The organism is Xylophilus sp., from assembly GCA_009914555.1.
In the GTDB taxonomy this organism is placed as follows: Bacteria; Pseudomonadota; Gammaproteobacteria; order Burkholderiales; family Burkholderiaceae_C; genus WNDY01.
In genome coordinates this window covers 68,316-84,286 of sequence record WNDY01000005.1, presented here as the reverse complement: position 1 = coordinate 84,286, position 15,971 = coordinate 68,316, and the positions used below count along the sequence as shown (strand labels likewise).

Annotated in this window: 13 protein-coding genes and 1 pseudogene; 9 read left to right on the top strand and 5 right to left on the bottom strand. The window is 70.4% G+C overall.

Annotated elements, in window-relative coordinates; genetic code table 11:
- The first annotated feature begins 15 nt into the window (after nt 1-15).
- On the top strand, nt 16-639 hold the full coding sequence (locus GAK38_RS04750; RefSeq protein ID WP_325341874.1) for a hypothetical protein: 624 nt from the start codon (nt 16-18) through the stop codon (nt 637-639).
- 70 nt (nt 640-709) lie between these two features.
- Here GAK38_RS04750 and GAK38_RS04745 read toward each other — a convergent pair whose 3' ends face one another.
- From GAK38_RS04745 to GAK38_RS04725, 5 genes are all read right to left on the bottom strand, one after another.
- Nucleotides 710-1,030 carry a BrnA antitoxin family protein gene (locus tag GAK38_RS04745; protein ID WP_325341872.1) on the bottom strand — a complete coding sequence of 107 codons (321 nt, stop codon included), beginning with the start codon at nt 1,028-1,030 and terminating at the stop codon, nt 710-712.
- Between the two features lie 33 nt (nt 1,031-1,063).
- The gene (locus GAK38_RS04740; RefSeq protein WP_325341871.1) at nt 1,064-1,282 is read right to left on the bottom strand and encodes a BrnT family toxin; all 219 of its coding nucleotides are present in this window, start codon (nt 1,280-1,282) and stop codon (nt 1,064-1,066) included.
- 136 nt (nt 1,283-1,418) lie between these two features.
- The gene (locus GAK38_RS04735; RefSeq protein ID WP_325341869.1) at nt 1,419-2,939 is read right to left on the bottom strand and encodes an amidohydrolase family protein; all 1,521 of its coding nucleotides are present in this window, start codon (nt 2,937-2,939) and stop codon (nt 1,419-1,421) included.
- Nucleotides 2,940-3,185: 246 nt separating this feature from the next.
- On the bottom strand, nt 3,186-3,761 hold the full coding sequence (locus GAK38_RS04730; protein ID WP_325341868.1) for an AAA family ATPase: 576 nt from the start codon (nt 3,759-3,761) through the stop codon (nt 3,186-3,188).
- Nucleotides 3,762-3,770: 9 nt separating this feature from the next.
- Nucleotides 3,771-4,748 (bottom strand): aldo/keto reductase, encoded by a 978-nt coding sequence (locus GAK38_RS04725; RefSeq protein WP_325341866.1) that lies wholly within the window; start codon nt 4,746-4,748, stop codon nt 3,771-3,773.
- Nucleotides 4,749-5,334: 586 nt separating this feature from the next.
- Here GAK38_RS04725 and GAK38_RS04720 point away from each other — a divergent pair.
- From GAK38_RS04720 to GAK38_RS04685, 8 genes and pseudogenes are all read left to right on the top strand, one after another.
- Nucleotides 5,335-6,465, top strand: coding sequence for an ABC transporter substrate-binding protein (locus tag GAK38_RS04720; protein WP_325341864.1), 1,131 nt, complete (start codon nt 5,335-5,337; stop codon nt 6,463-6,465).
- 62 nt (nt 6,466-6,527) lie between these two features.
- Nucleotides 6,528-7,358: an ABC transporter permease gene (locus GAK38_RS04715; protein WP_325341862.1), complete on the top strand. Its 831-nt coding sequence runs from the start codon at nt 6,528-6,530 to the stop codon at nt 7,356-7,358.
- 11 nt (nt 7,359-7,369) lie between these two features.
- Nucleotides 7,370-8,134: an ABC transporter ATP-binding protein gene (locus tag GAK38_RS04710; protein ID WP_325341860.1), complete on the top strand. Its 765-nt coding sequence runs from the start codon at nt 7,370-7,372 to the stop codon at nt 8,132-8,134.
- A gap of 117 nt (nt 8,135-8,251) precedes the next feature.
- Nucleotides 8,252-9,247, top strand: coding sequence for a TauD/TfdA dioxygenase family protein (locus GAK38_RS04705; protein ID WP_325341858.1), 996 nt, complete (start codon nt 8,252-8,254; stop codon nt 9,245-9,247).
- Between the two features lie 68 nt (nt 9,248-9,315).
- A complete protein-coding gene (locus GAK38_RS04700) occupies nt 9,316-12,135 on the top strand; it encodes a TonB-dependent receptor (RefSeq protein WP_325341857.1) in 2,820 nt (939 codons plus the stop codon).
- 110 nt (nt 12,136-12,245) lie between these two features.
- Nucleotides 12,246-13,637 (top strand): annotated as a pseudogene (locus GAK38_RS04695) (LLM class flavin-dependent oxidoreductase).
- A 215-nt stretch (nt 13,638-13,852) separates the two neighbouring features.
- Nucleotides 13,853-14,866 (top strand): LLM class flavin-dependent oxidoreductase, encoded by a 1,014-nt coding sequence (locus tag GAK38_RS04690; protein ID WP_325341855.1) that lies wholly within the window; start codon nt 13,853-13,855, stop codon nt 14,864-14,866.
- Nucleotides 14,863-15,942, top strand: a complete 1,080-nt coding sequence (locus tag GAK38_RS04685; RefSeq protein ID WP_325341853.1) for an LLM class flavin-dependent oxidoreductase — start codon at nt 14,863-14,865, stop codon at nt 15,940-15,942. The genes GAK38_RS04690 and GAK38_RS04685 overlap by 4 nt, the downstream gene beginning before the upstream one ends.
- Nucleotides 15,943-15,971: the final 29 nt, after the last annotated feature.

Sequence of the window (15,971 nt, the reverse complement as noted above, 5' to 3'; positions counted from 1 at the left end):
GACTCGCCAGCCACCATGTCGGGCACCCCGCACACTCGTCATCTCGCGGGCTTTCAATGCCTGCAGTTTGGCCCATCGGATCGCTCGCGCCCCGCCATCCTATGGCTGCACGGCGTGGGAGCGCGTGGCAACGACATCTCGCTGGTTGCCAAGTATGGATTGCCGGCTGCGCTGCTCGCAGCAAGAGCGGCGACGAATGCCACCGTGGTCTGTCCGCAGCTCGAAGCCCATGCCGAATGGCAGCCTCTGCGCGTCCAGTCGCTGGTCTCGACGCTCAGGGAGACTCATCGGAACATTGTCCTGATCGGCTTTAGCCTTGGCGGCCTCGGGGTGTGCGACCTTCTTTGCCAGGGAGGGCCGGCTGCCGACCTGAACGTCACGCTGGCTGGCAGAGCGCGCGACCTGCCACAGGTCGGCCAAACGGGCGTCCGGTTCCTGGCCGTCTCCGGAGAACTCGATCCCTGGCCGCAGATGGGGGCCTTCGTGCGGCGAGTGGTGGAACTCGGTGGGACGGCCGAAGAACACATCATGGCGGGTCAGGGCCACTACATCTCGGAGTCCGGCCTGATACATGAACGGTTTCAGACGCTGATAGGCAGCCTGGGCGTTGGAGTCCGCCTATCGAGCGGCGGCGGCTGATTCCCGAGCCGGCCGGCCCATTTCGCGCAGTTCCTCCGGTTCTCGCAAGCGCCAAGCAGGCAGCGAGGCTTCAGGCCGGCGTGCGCAGCGCGTCGCGCAGCGCCTCGGTCATGCGGGTCTGCCAGCCCGGCCCGGTGGCCTTCCACTGCTCCAGCACCGAGACGGGCACGCGCAGCGAGATGGCCTGCCGGGCTTCGCCCTCCACAGGGCGGCCGCGCTTGCGCGCTTCGATGGCGGCGATGCGTTCGCCGATCCTGCGGTCCAGTTCCGCGCCCACCGGATCGCGCTGCGCCTCGCGGCGCACGCGCTCCCAGTCGCTGCGGTCTTCGCCGCGATCGACGGCAGCACGCATCTCCTCGCTGGTCATCACGGTCAGTTTCGAGCCAGGCATAGTAGGCCTCCTTGCGCTTGGCCGGGCGAAAGCTCACAACGCGACAGACTTCCTCGCCCGGACGAACGCCACCGACAGGACCGCCAGTTTATCGAACACGTAGGCGAATGCCTGCCTGCGCAACTCGCCATTGCGCGGGCTGTCCACCACCCGAACGTATTCACTCTCCAGCACCAGATAAGCACGCATGAAATCCAGACCGTGCTTCTCCAGATTGGCCGCTCGCTTGGCTTCGTCCCATTCGTAGCGCATTGGATTATTGTATATACGTATATATCCAAGCGCCCAGCCCACGCATGTACCGTGAAGGAGGCTGGGGTATACGCCCGTAGCGCCATTCATCAGGGCGCCACGGCATGCCTGCCCAGGGGGTATCCACCCCCCGCCTTCAATCGCGCGCCGCCGCCACCTTGCCTTCGACCGCCGTGCCCTCGAAGAACCGGGGATTGGCCTCGGTATAGAGCCGGTACGGGTTCTCGAACACATACGCCTTGAAGTCGGCCTCCGAGATCACGCCCTGGTCCACGAGTTCGCGCGCGTGGGCCAGCGCATCGGTCAGGTCGGGCACGTCCCAGTGGCCGACGTCGGACGAGTAGATCGCGTTGATCTTCACGCCGAGCGGATTGGCGCGATCGTTGAACGCATGGGCCACCGTGCGGTCGTCCGACTCCGAGCCGAAGTAGAAGCTGTCGACCCACTGGCGCTTGATGTCCTCCACGCCGCGGATGCCGGCGCGGCCGAAATCCTCCAGCTCCTCCGGCCGCGGCTGGCGCGCCTCGCGCGTGTAGCCCCGCCCCAGCGTGTCGCGGATCAGGTCCTCGCCCTCGATCGAGCGGCCTTTCGTGAGGTCTGCGCCGTAGCGCGCGAACAGCGAAGTCAGCAGTTCGCGGTCGATGGCGGCCGGGTCGTAGTGTGCCAGCCCCTCCAGGCTGCGCTTCTCCCAGCGGTCCACGAGATGGATGTACACGCGCGCCCCCCAGTCGGCGCCGCCTTCGAGCAGGCCCACGCGCAGCTGCGGGAAGCGCCGGGTCACGCCGCCGAAGAACAGCGCCTTGGCAAAGGCCTCCGAGCCGTCGGCGAAGTGGCCGATGTGGTTGAACATGTAGTTCGAGATCGAACTGCGCCCGGTCCAGCCCTGGCTGCCGTAGTGGGTCAGCACCGGCACGCCGAGCTCGACCACCCTGGCCCAGAACGGGTCGTAGTCGTAGGGGCTGTCGATGCCGTAGAAGTCCTCGTAGGAAATGTACTTGCGCAGCTCGGGATGTTGGTCGAGCGGAAACTTCTCGGCCAGCGCGGGAATGGGCCGGCGCACGCTGCCGGCGATGTTGATGGCCTTGAGCCCGAGCGTGTTGACCGCGAATTCGAGCTGCTCGATGCCCTCCTCGGGCGTATGCAGGGAAATGCCGGCCACCGGCGTGAGGCGGTCGCTGTACTTGCGGTAGAGGTCGGCGTGGTAGTGGTTGAGCGCCTTCTGCAGGGCCGCGCGCTGGCCCGCGTCGCGCACGCCGAGCGGCGCGAGCACGTTGTTGGGGAACAGCACCGAATAGTCCGAACCCTGCTCCTCCTGGCGCTCGGAGAGCAGTTCGGGCAGGTGGTAGGTGGCGACGTCCAGCGTGTTCTTCGTCACGCGCGCCCACCAGGGCGAGCGGATCGTGCGGTAGTGCTGGCGCTCCGCAGGCGTCTGCTCGTACCAGCTCTTGCCGTTGCCGACGCCGGCGCGGGAGAGGCGCTCCTCACCGGCCTTGCGCAGCGCATCGACGGCCTGCGGGCCGACATGGGTGGCAATGTAGTCCTCGACGGCGGGCGCGTAGTCGTTGGTATGGACGTCGGTGTCGATGACGGGGTAGTCCAGCCCTCGCTTGACGGCGACGGACGGCGAGGCATGGACACGGCTCAGGCGATCGTTCATGGATGCGTACTCCTGTGGATGGGCGCCGTCCGGCATGGACGCGCCGCGCGGCTCGTTGCAGGTGCCGTGCCAGCCGCCCTTGCCTCGCGCCTGCCGCCTGCCATGCTGCGCGGCCCGCAGCGGGCCGATGCGAATGTTGGGGCAGCCACAGCGGCAACGGCAGCAGCTGCTGCGCGCGCAGCATGCCGCGCAGCGGCTGCGGCAGCCATCGGCCGGACGCCGAGCGCCTTCAGCCCGGCAGCGTGTCTACGTTCCCAGACCTGGCGGGACACCGGCCGCGAAGGCAAGAATCGTTTCGAGCGGCGGCGCGTATCCGGCCGACGTGTCGACGGCCAGGCAGGCGGTCCCGAACCGCGGCCGCTCGTAGGCGTCCTGCATCGGAGAGCGGCCGTGCAGGCGCGCATGCCCGGGGTCCGATGCCGCGCGGCGCAGGAGGCGGCGTTCGCGCTCGGCCGCCGGCAGTTCGCAAACGATGAAGCGAATGTCGGCCAGCCCGACCAGCGGCCCCAGCCCCTCGTGCCACAAGGGGTGCTGGAAAGCGGCCTCGGCCAGCAGGCTGATGCCTGCGCGCGCCATTGCCCGCACGACTGAGAAGAAGACCGCATTGACCTGCCGGTTGGTGTCCGGCGGCAGGCCGTCGTGCCCTTGCCCGGCAGTCGCAACGCACCCGGCCTTGAACTGGTCCCGCGCCATCAGCGGCAGCCCGAGCGGCTGCGACAGGTGCAGGGCCAGCGCGGACTTGCCCGCGCCGGGCGGGCCGGTCAGGACGATCAGCCGCGGACAGGGCAGCCGAGGCGCGCTGCGGAGCGCCGTGCCTTCCATGGCGGCCCGTCAAGCCACCAGCCCCTCCAGCGCCGCGTCGATGCGCGCCACGAGCGCATCGTCGATGCGGCCCAGCACGTCGAGCGCGCCGAGGTTCTCCTGCAGCTGCGCCACTGCCGTGGCGCCGGTGATCGCGGTGGACACGCGCGGGTTGCGCAGCACCCAGGCGAGCGCCAGCTTCGGCAGCGTGGTGCCGAGTTCGGCCGCGATGCCGGCCAGCGCGCGCACGCCCTCGTGCAGGCGCGCATCGGCGATGCGCTGCTTCAGATGCCCGCCGCCGAAGCTGGAAACGGCCGCGCGGCTGCCCTCGGGCACGCCGTCGAGGTACTTGCCGCTCAGCAGGCCGCCGGCCAGCGGACTCCACACCGTCAGGCCCAGGCCGATGTCTCCATAAAGCCGCGCGTACTCCTGCTCCACGCGCCGGCGGTGCAGCAGGTTGTACTGCGGCTGCTCGGTCACCGGCTTGTGCAGGTGGTGGCGCTCGGCCACGTCCCAGGCCGCGCGGATCTCGTCGGCGCTCCATTCCGACGTGCCCCAGTACAGCGCCTTGCCGCGGTGGATGATGTCGTGGAAGGCCCAGACGGTTTCCTCGATCGGCGTGTGGGGATCGGGCCGGTGGGCGTAGACCACGTCCACGTGGTCGAGCTGCAGCCGCGCGAGCGAGCCGTCGATGGCGCCCAGCAGGTACTTGCGGTTGAGCGTGCGGCCCTCGTTGGGGCCGGTGCCCAGGCCGCCGAAGAACTTGGTGGTCACCACGAAGCGGTCGCGCTGCCAGCCGAGCGCCTTGAGCGCCGCGCCCATGATGCGCTCGGACTCGCCCTTGGCATAGCCCTCGGCGTTGTCGAGGAAGTTGATGCCGCCGTCGCGCGCGGCGGCGAGGATTTCGATAGCGGCTTTCTCATCGGTCTGGTTGCCGAAGTTCACCCAGGAGCCGAGGGAAAGCGCGCTGACCTGCAGGCCGCTGCGGCCAAGTCGTCGGTATTGCATGAGCGGAAATAGAACGAAGGAAAAGGAAAGGAAGGGAGGAAGGGAAGGAAAAGGCAGGTGCATGCGCGCGCGGCGCGCGCACCGGCACCCCCTGCACGCGAATCCCGTGCCTGCGGCAACGCCGCCGCACTGGCCCGCTCGCAGCACCGCGGCGCCGCAAGCTGCTGTTTTCTCACACTTGCGCCGCGCAGCATTGCACGATCGCAGCCAACGCGGCAAGCCGCCCGCCGCCGGGCGCTTGCAGGAATTCCGCATGAGCACATGCGATCGCCACCGATGCGCCGGCCGGCATTGCCCGCCAGCCAACAGCCCGCCGCGCCGCTGCTGCGGCAGCAGCAGCCGCGCTGGCCCGGCGCCGCACAACAGGCCGACGCGGCCGCGCGCGGCCGGGCAGGCAGCAGATCCGGCCTGGTGGCGGCTGGCACGGCCGGCACGATCTCTGCAAAAGGACAGGCTGAACCGGCAGGGTGCTGCATGCGGCGCCCGGACCTCCCTTGCCATGTTCTTTTCCCGAAACCGAAAGGCCGTGACCAGATGCAATACTCGACGACGATCCCCGGCGCTCAGCCCCAACGGGACACCCGCCATGACCGCTGAGCGCGCCGGACGACGGCGCATCGCCGCCGCCGTCCTGGTCACCCTGGCCGTGCTCGCCACCGCGGGCTGGGCCATCGTCGGGCGGCGCACGGACCCGGGTGCGCACGCCACGGCCCGGCTGCCGCTCGACGCGCCGCTGCCCACCGTCATCCCTCCCGGTACCCGCCTCGTCGTCGGAGACCCGACGACGCAGCGTGTCGCGCACCACCTGGGCTGGGACAAGAACCTGCCGTTCGAGATCGAGTGGGCCAACATCTCCGGCGGACCGGCCGTCACGGAGGCGTTCCAGGCCCGGGCGCTCGATATCGGCTCGGCGGCCAACATCCCGCCGATCCACGCGATCTGGGTCGGCATCCCGGTCAAGATCATCGCCTGGCGCCAGAAGCGCGAGCCGCTCAAATATCCCGGCTACGTGATCGGCACCTCGCCCGGGTCCGGCATCCGGACGCTCGCCGACCTCAAAGGCAAGAAGATCGCCTTCAGCCCCGGCCAGGCGCAGGGAGCTGTCGTGCTCAACACGCTCAAGGTGGCCGGCCTCACGACCAGGGATGTGCAGCTGGTGGATCTTCCCGCCACCGCCGGCGTCTACGACAACGCGCTGGCCAGCAACCTCGTCGACGCGGCTCCGCTGGGCCGGGCCGCGCTCACCACCAAGCGCTACGTCGCCGACTACGGCAAGGAAGGTGCGCGCCTCCTCGAACACGGACCCTTCCGCGACGACGCCGGCATCCTCTACGTGCGTACCGAGACGCTCGAAGACCCGGCCAAGGCCGCCGCGATCCGCGAATACGTGAAGTTGCACGCGCGCGCGGCCGACTGGACCCGCGAACACCGCGAGGAATGGAACCGGATCTATTACCTCCAGGACCAGCACGTCTCGCTCGAAGACGCGCGCTGGATCATCGAGCACGGCGGCGGCGCCGGCGAGACCCCGAAAGACTGGGACGACGTGATCGCGTACCAGCAGCAGACTATCGACTTCATGGCGGACCAGATCGGCCGCGAGCGCTTCGACGCCGCCACGCTGTTCGACCGCCGCTTCGAGAAAGTCCCCCAGGAAGACGCCGCGTCCACCGTCGCCGCGGCCAGCCACGACAGCCTGTCACACAAGACCCCATGAGCGCCATACTCTCCCGCCCCTCCCCATCCCTGCGCGCAATCTCCGACCCTTCCGGCGCCGGCGTGGCCCTCGTATCCGAATCCCCGGCACCGGCAGGGGCCGACAGCCGGCCGCGCACGCGCCGCCTGGGCCTGGGGAGCGGCTGGCGCTGGGGCTGGTGGATCGGGCCCGCGCTGCTGCTCGTCGTCTGGACCATCGGCTCGGCCACGGGATGGATCGACAAGCGCATCCTGCCCGCACCCTGGATCGCGGTCACCACCAGCATCGACCTCATCGCGCAGGGCCGCCTGCAGGCCAACCTGGCCGTCTCGGCATGGCGCGCGGCGCAGGGCCTGGCGCTCGGCACCCTCGCGGGCGTGGTCGTCGCGCTGATCTCGGGCCTCACGCTCTCGGGCGGCTACCTGTTCGACGGCCTCGTGCAGGTCAAGCGCGCCGTGCCCTCGCTCGCGCTGATCCCGTTCTTCATCCTCTGGTTCGGCATCGGCGAATACATGAAGGTGATGGTCATCGCGATCGGCGCCTTCACGCCGATCTACATCCACACCCACAACGCGCTGCGCGGCATCGACATCCGCTATGTGGAGCTGGCCGAGACGCTGCGGCTGTCCTATCCGCAGTTCATCCGCCACGTGGTGCTGCCGGGCGCGCTGCCGGGCTTCTTCCTGGGCCTGCGCTTCGCGCTGATCGGCTCGTGGCTCGGCCTCGTCGTGGTCGAGGAGTTCAACGCCACCAGCGGCATCGGCTACATGATCAACCTCGCGCGCAACTATGCGCAGACCGACGTGATGCTCGTGGGCCTGGTGCTCTACGCGCTGCTCGGGCTGGCCTCGGACTATGGCGTGCGCTGGCTCGAACGCCGCACGCTCGCCTGGCGCCGGACCCTGGCCAGGTAGGAAGCGCCGCCATGACCGCCACCACCACCGCTGCTCCCGTCGTGCACATCCGCGGCCTGGAGCGCCGCTTCACGCAGAAAGGCGTGCTCCAGGGCATTGACCTCGATATCGCCCGGGGCGAGTTCGTCGCGCTGATCGGGCGCAGCGGCTCGGGCAAGAGCACGCTGCTGCGCGCCATCGCCGGGCTGGACCACGAGGCCGCCGGCAGCGGCCGGCTCGACGTGCCGTCCGCCATTTCGGTCGCCTTCCAGGACGCCCGGCTGCTGCCCTGGAAGCAGGTGCTCGACAACGTGGTCCTCGGCCTGCCGGGCGTCGACGCCGCCGCGCGCGGCAGGCAGGCGCTGGCCGAGGTGGAACTCGCCGGGCGCGAGCGCTCCTGGCCCTACGAGCTCTCGGGCGGCGAGCAGCAGCGCGTGGCGCTGGCCCGCGCGCTCGTGGGCGAGCCGCAGCTGCTGCTGGCCGACGAGCCGTTCGGCGCGCTGGATGCGCTCACGCGGCTGCGCATGCACGCGCTGCTCAAGCGTCTGTCGGCCATCCACCGCCCGGCCGTGCTGCTGGTCACCCACGACGTGGACGAGGCCATCGAACTGGCCGACCGCGTGGTCGTGCTCGACGCCGGCCGCATCGCTGCCGACGTGCCGGTACGGCTGCCGCGCGAAGGCACGGCCCGGCTGGCCGAGGCCGCGCGCATCCGCCAGTCGCTGCTGCGGCATCTGGGCGTGCAGACGGCCGAACAGCAACCCGACCCTGCCGAGGTGGCCCCCGTGCCCGGCTGAGCTGCGGGCCACGCGCCCGTCGCCGATCCATCTTTTTTCTCCCCGATGCATGGGGCCTCGCGGCCGCCCCTGGTACTGGCCGCGCCTTTTTTTCCCCTCACGACAGGAGCTTCCACTATGTCCACCGACGTACTCGACCGCCCGGCCCAGCAGCCGGCCGCCGCACCCACCGCGCTACGCTTCGCGCCGCTCACTCCGCTGATCGGCTCCGAAGTCTCGGGCATCGACCTGCGCGACGAACTCGACGCCTCCACCGTGGCCGCGCTGCGGCAGGCGCTGGTCGACCGCAAGGTGCTGTTCTTCCGCGACCAACCGATCACCGACGCCGAGCAGGTGCGCTTCTCGCGCTACTTCGGCGGCGTCACTCCGGCCCACCCGGTCACCAACGGCATTTCCGAGGAACAACCCGAGGTCAAGCGCAACGTGAAGTCCGAGCCCGAGGTCAAGCGCGGCAGCAGCTTCACCGAGGCCGAGGCGCAGCTCTGGCGTGCACAGAGCCGCCCGCACCGGGCGCGCGGCTGGCACACCGACATCACCTTTCTCGCCAACCCGGCGGACTTCAGCTTGCTGCGCGGCGTGAAGATCCCGCCGGTGGGCGGCGACACGGCCTGGGCCGACCTGGAGGCCCTGTACGACAGCCTCTCGCCCGCACTCCAGCGCTTTGCCGACACGCTGCAAGTGGCCCACGCGCGCTACGACGCCGCCGCCGGCCACCCCCCGCCGCCGCGCTGGGACGGCCGCACCAGCGGTCCCTTCCTCGCCATCCATCCGCTCGTGCGCGTGCACCCCGAGAGCGGCCGCAAGGCCCTGTTCGTCGGCGGCTTCGCCAAGTACATCGTCGGCCTCTCCGAGAGTGAAAGCGACACGCTGCTCACCTACTTCAAGGAAGAACTGGCGGGCCGGCTCGACCTGCACGTGCGCTTCCGCTGGACGCCGGACTCGCTGGCGGTCTGGGACAACCGCTCCACCGTGCACTGGGGCCCGGTGGACGGCCGCAACTTCCATGACGAGCGCATCGTGCACCGCACCACCGTGGGTGCGAGCCACGCCACCGGTCCGGACGGCTTCGTCTCCCGGCAGGTGGTCGGCGAGCCGTTCTACACGCTGGACTGATCCAGACCGCTCCGTTCCCGGCCGCCGCGGCGGCCATTCCCCACTTCCCCACTCACGAGGCGACTCCGATGACCACAATATCCAGGGCAGGCTCCATTCGTTTACCGCGCCCGTCACTCGCAGGCCCTGTCCCCTTCCGCCTGGCGCCCGTCGCCGCCCTGTGCGCTTCCGCGCTGCTGGCGACCGCGCCGGTCCATGCACAGCAGCAGGACAAGGACCGGACGATCTCCGACCTGCAGGCCGAGGTCGCGCGCCTGAAGGAACAGCTCGCACGCCAGCAGCAGGAGCAGCAGCCCGGCGCCCCGGCAGCCCGCGCGGCGGAATCGCCTGCCGCGGCCCCGGCGGCCGAACCGTCCGCCGCAGCCGCGCCGCAGCCGCAGGCCGACCCGGACGCGCCGGTGGCGCTCGACACCGTGGTCGTGCGCTCACGCAACCGCATCGAGAAGCTGCAGGACGTGCCGCTGTCCGTCTCCGTGGTGAGCGGCGCCGAACTCGACCGGCTCCAGGCCAACGACGTCCAGTCCATCGTCAAGCGCGTAGGCAACATCTCCTGGAACTACGGCAACCAGCGCACCAGCAGCCTGTCGATCCGGGGCGTGGCCAAACAGTCGCAGACCGAGGCGCAGGATCCGAGCGTCGGCGTGATCGTCGACGGCGTGAGCTACGCCTACAACGCGCTGATCTCCAGCTACTACTTCACCGACATCGACACCGTCGAGGTGACGCGCGGGCCGCAGGGCACGCTGCTGGGCAAGAACAGCAGCCTGGGCGCGATCAACATCACGACCAAGCGGCCCTCCTTCACGCCGAGCGCCGACTGGTCGCTGCTCTACGGCCAGAACAACCGCTACACCGGCACGCTGGCCGCCGGCGGCCCGGTCATCGACGACCTGCTCGCCTGGCGCGGCAGCTTCGTGTTCGACAAGGGTGACGGCGATCTGCACGACCCCTACAACGTCAACGTCACCTATGGCGACATCAACCGCATCGCCGGCCGCGCACAGTTCCTGCTCACGCCCACCCCCGACTTCGACGCCCGCTTCTCGCTGAACTTCGCCCCGAGGCTGGAGGAACACACGAACGGCCGCAGCATCAACACCCCCACGCCCACCGTCTACTCCAACGGAAGCACCAACACGCTCAGCACCGACGCGTCCACGCGCCTCGGCCGGCGCTGGTTCACGCAGAACACGAGCTACACCTACGCCGACGACTACCTCTACGGCGGGCGCGACGGCAAGAACGTCAACAACGACCTGGCACGCGGCGTGACCACGGGCAGCCGGGGCGCGACGGCCGAGCTGAACTGGAACCTCGGCGACAACACGCTGACCTCGATCAGCAACTGGACCAACTACTACTTCCACGCCGTCAACGACGACGGCACGCCCTTCGACATCGCGCGCCAGAGCGGCGGCTTCTACAACAAGTACACGCAGCTCAGCCAGGAGCTGCGTCTGAGCTCCAAGAAGGGCGGCGCGGTGGACTGGCAGACCGGGCTTTACCTGCTGCAGGTGAAGAACAACGCCGAATACCAAAAGGTCTTCGGCGCCGATGCCGGAGCCTATTACGCGAGTACGGCCCAGTACAACCGGCTCGACGCCACCGCCGCCGGCCAGGCGCTGATGCGCTCGTCGCTCAACGGCCTGTCGCTGGCCTACAGCAGCCCGACGGGGCTGCAGCTCATCGACAACAGGAGCGCGGCCATCTTCGGCCAGGCCGACTGGCACGCAACCGACTACCTCACCTTGACGGGCGGCTTGCGCCTCACGCTGGAGAACCGCAGCAACACCGGCAGCTCCTACATCAAGAGCAACGGCGACGCGGCCGAACTGAACAGCGCGGACCAGGGCGGCTTCGCCTCCAGCTCGACCGGCGAACTCACCTCCGCCAACTCGGCGACGCAGCTCGCGCTGGCGAATGCGCTGGCGTCCAAGTACTTCGGCGTCTCCACCTACAGCGCGCTCACGGCCGCGCAGAAACAGCAGGTGGCCGACGCGAAGTCCATCCGCGCCTCGCAGGCCGGGGTGCTCTTCGGCACGACGCAGGCCGAACGCTTCCACAAGGTGCAGCCGGCCTTCGTGCTCAGCCCGTCCTACAAGGTCAACGACGACCTGACGACCTACTTCTCGTGGCAGTACGGCGAGAAGGCCGGCATCTCGCAATTGACCAACGGCGTGTCCAACCTCGTCAAGGCGGAGAAGACCAACTCGTTCGAGGTGGGCTTCAAGTCTGCGCTGCTGGACAAGACCCTGGTCTTCAATGCCGCGGCCTACCTCACCAACATCCACGACTACCAGCAGTCGGTGCGCGTCGTCGACCAGCACACCACGCTGCTCAACAACGACGGCTCGTACTACTACACCACCGCCACCGGCAACGTGCCCAAGGTCCAGTCCAAGGGCATCGAGATCGACGGCGTCTACGGCGGCCTGCCGCGCACCACCATCCGCTTCGCCGGCGCCTACACCGACGCCAAGTACAAGTACTTCCCCAACGCGGCGCAGCCGAGCGAGAACGGTTACACGGGCGCATCGGCGTACCGCGACGTCTCGGGCCAGACGCTGCCGGGCGCCTCCAAGTACACCTTCAACATCGGCGTGGACTGGCACCAGCCGGTGTTCAGCGACAAGGTGTTCCACGTGAGCCTGAACACGGCCTACAACAGCAAATACAACTCGGACAACTCGCTGTCGTCCTACGCGTGGATCAAGGGATCGAGCATCACCGACCTCTCGATCGGCCTGGGCCGCGCGGACAAGAAGTTCGACGTCAGCCTGCTGATCAAGAACGTGTTCGACGACCGGACGCCGCTGTCCAAGACCTGGAACAGCTACGTGCCCGGCATTCCACGCTGGGTCGGCGTCATGCTGACCGGCAAGCTCTGACCGGAGGGCTCCCTCTCCCGCCAGCGGAGACGGGAGCCGATACTCCCCCCATTTCATCCCTCTACCACTTGCGCATCAATCGCAACGAAAATATACCCCCAGTGGAACACATGACCGCCGCATCCTCCGCCAAGAAGCGCCAGATCAAGCTCGGCGCCTTTCGCTCCGCCACCGGCCACCATGCCGCCTCCTGGCGCCATCCGGACACGAACCCCGCCGGCGGCACCGACTTCGAGCACTTCAGGAAGCTCGCCCTGCTCGCCGAGGACGCCAGGTTCGACCTGATCTTCACCGCCGACAGCGATGCCGCCTGGTCGCCCACGGGCGACCCCGAGATCGCCAAGCGCCTCGGCCGCGGCGAGCGCTTCGAGCCGCTCACGCTCTATTCGGCGCTCGCGGCCGTCACCAGGAACATCGGCTTCGTCGCCACCGCCTCCACCACCTACAACGAGCCCTGGCACATCGCGCGCAAGTTCGCCTCGCTCGACCTGCTCTCGGGCGGCCGCGCGGGCTGGAACATCGTCACCTCGGGCCATGCCCAGGCCGCGGCCAACTTCGGGCTCCAAACCCACCCCGACCATGCCGAGCGCTACCGCCGCGCGGGCGAGTTCGTCGACGTGGTCACCGGCCTGTGGAGCACCATCGAGCCCGACGCCTACCTGCGCGACAAGGAAAGCGGCGTCTACGTGCGGCCCGAGAAGATCCACACGCTCGACCACGCGGGCGAATTCTTCAAGGTGCGCGGCCCGCTGTCGGTGCCGCGCTCGCCGCAGGGCCATCCGGTGCTGGTGCAGGCCGGCGCCTCCGAGCCGGGCCGCGAACTGGCCGCGCGCACGGCCGAGGCGATCTTCGCCGCCTGACAGGAGCGGGCGGACGCCCAGGCGTTCTACCGCGACGTGAAGCAGCGCGCGGCGCGCCTGGGCCGCGACCCGGACCAGATCAAGATCCTGCCCGGCGTCTACCCCGTCATCGGCCGCACCGAGCAGGAGGCGCTGGACAAGATCGAGCAGCTGCGCGCGCTGATCGACCCGCGCATCGGCCTGTCGCTGCTCGGCAGCCTCGGCGGGCAGGAGGTGCTCGGCGCCTACGACCTCGACGGCCCGGTGCCGCAGGATTTGCCCGAGACCAACAACAACAAGAGCCGCCAGCGCCTGCTGCTGGAACTTGCCGCGCGCGAGAACCTGACGATCCGCCAGCTCTACGAATGGGTCGCCGGCGCGCGCGGCCACCGGGTGATCCATGGCACGCCCGAGCGCATCGCCGATCAGCTGCAGGACTGGTTCGACAACGAGGCGGCCGACGGCTTCAACCTGCTTGCGCCGACCTACCCCGGCGGCTTGGTGGACTTCATCGAGCTGGTGGTGCCCGAGCTGCGCCGCCGCGGCCTCTTCCGCACCGAGTACGAAGGCAGCACGCTGCGCGAGAACCTGGGGCTGGCCGTGCCGCCGCTGCGCCGGCCCGTCCAGCGGACCGGCGCGGCGCCGCTGGCCCGCGCCGCCTGATTTCACGACACCACCCGGTACGGAAAGCCACAGCGGTGTCGGGCCGGTGCTGCCGGTGCAGCAGCGCCAGCGCGGGCTGCCGGCCGCTCGTCTAGGACGGAACGCGCGGCGTACGCTGGCACGCAAACTGCTGGCCCCGGGGCGCCCGCACCGCCGAACGAGGAGACTGCCCTGCCATCCGCCCCCGCCCACCCGCCGCGCCGGCGGCTTCGCGCGTGACTGCCGCCGTCCGTGCGGCCGACGGCCCCACCGCGCCCGTCCAGGTCGACTGGCACCTTTCGACCGCTGGCGCCGACGCCGCGCCGGCCCGTTGGCTTGACGTGGCCCGCGCGGCGGGACACCTCGGCTTCGCGGCGCTGCTGCTGCCCGGCGGACCGCTGCGCGAGGAGCCCTGGCTGGTCGCCGCGCACCTCGCCCGGCAGACGCGGCGGCTGCGCTTCGCCGTGGGTCTGCAGCCGGGCCTCGCGCTGCCCGCCGTGGTGGCGCAGCGCGCCCAGGCGCTGGCCGACATCGCCGGCGGCCGCGTGGAGCTGAGCCTGCGCGTGCGCGCCGCCCCCGCCAGCACCCGCGTCTACGGCGATGCCGTCAACCACGACGACCGCTTCCGCCGCGCCGCCGAGTTCCTGCACGTGCTGCGCCAGTGCTGGCAGGGCCGCCAGGGGCCGCTGGGCTTCAACCACCGCGGCGCCCACTTCCGCGTCGAGAACGGCGGCCTGCTGCGGCCGCTGGCACAGCCGCCTGCGCTGCGCGTGGCTGGCGACGGCCCGTCGATCGAGCGCATCGCGGCCGAGCATGCCGATCTGTTCGTGCTGCACGAGGAGGCACCGGGCGCGCTGGAGCCGCGCATCGCGCGCATCCGCGCCCAGGCCGCGGCCCAGGGCCGCGCGCTGCGCATCGGCTACCGGCTGCAGGTCATCGCCCGGCCGCAGGCCGGCCAGGCGCGCGCTGCCGCGGCCGAGGCGCTGCGGCGCGACGGCGGGACTGCCGCGCCCGAGAGCGCCGGCGGCCTGCCGCTGCCCGCGGACGTGGACCTGCTGCGCTGGCGCCACGGCGCGGACGTCGGCACGGCCCGCGGCACCGTCACCCTCGTCGGCAGCGGCGAGGCCGTGGTCGCCACGCTGCGCGGCCTCGCGGGGCTCGGGGTGGACCGCTTCATGCTTTCGGGCGGCGACGCCCTGGAGGACGCCTACTGGATCGGCGAGGACGTCCTGCCGCAGCTGCTGAAATGACGAGCACCACGCAATACCACTGGTTCATCTCGAGCGGCGGCGACGGCCGGGACCTGGCGCCGACCGGCGAGCGCCGGCTGCGCCAGGGTGCGGACTATCTCGTGCAGGTGGCCCGCGCGTCCGAGCGCGCCGGCTTCGACGGCGTGATGCTGCCGCTGGGCGCCTATGCCCTCGACGGCTGGCTGCTCGCCGCGGCGATGGCGGCCGAGACGACGCGGCTGCGCTTCCTGGTCTCGGCGCGGCCGGGGCTGGAGCTGCCGACCCTCATCGCGCAGAAGGCCGCGACGCTGCAGCGCCTGTCGCTCGGGCGGCTGCAGCTCAACATCGTGGTCGGCAGTTCCAGCCACGACCAGCGCGCCTACGGCGACTTCCTCGAACGCGAGCAGCGCTACCTGCGCGCCCAGGAGTTCGTGGCCGTGGTGCGTGCGCTCTGGCGCGGCGAGCCGGCGCTGCATGCCGGGCGCTTCTACACGGCCGATGTCGCCGGGCTCGCGGCAGCGCGGCTGGCCGAGCCGCCGCCGGTCTTCGTGGCCGGCGCGTCCGACCTGGCCGAGCAGGTATCGTCGGCCGAGGCCGACCTCCACGCACTCTGGGGCGAGACGCCGCCGATGGTGGCCGAGCGCATCGCGCGGCTGGCCGGGCAGTCCCGCGCCCACGGCCGGCCACCCGTGGGCTTCGCGCTGCGCATCCACGTGATCGCGCGCGCGACCGCCGCCGCGGCCTGGGAGGAAGCCGCCCGCCTGCTGCGCGGCCTGTCGCCCCAGCTCATCGCCAGCGCGCAGCAGCAGCTCGCACGCTCCGAATCGGTCGGCCAGGCCCGCATGCGCGCGCTGCACCAGGGCCGCGCGGTGGACGACGTGCGCGCGCTGGAGGTCTATCCCAACATCTGGTCGGGCGTGGGCCTGGTGCGCGGCGGCGCCGGCACGGCCATCGTCGGCTCCTACGACGAGGTGGCCCAGCGCATCGAGGAGTACCGCGGCCTCGGCGTGGGCGTGTTCCTGCTGTCGGGCTATCCGAACCTGGAGGAGGCCGCGGTCGTGGGCCGCCACGTGCTGCCGCGGCTGCGCGGGGTATAGCCGCCCCGAAGCATTCTTGCTAGCGCCAC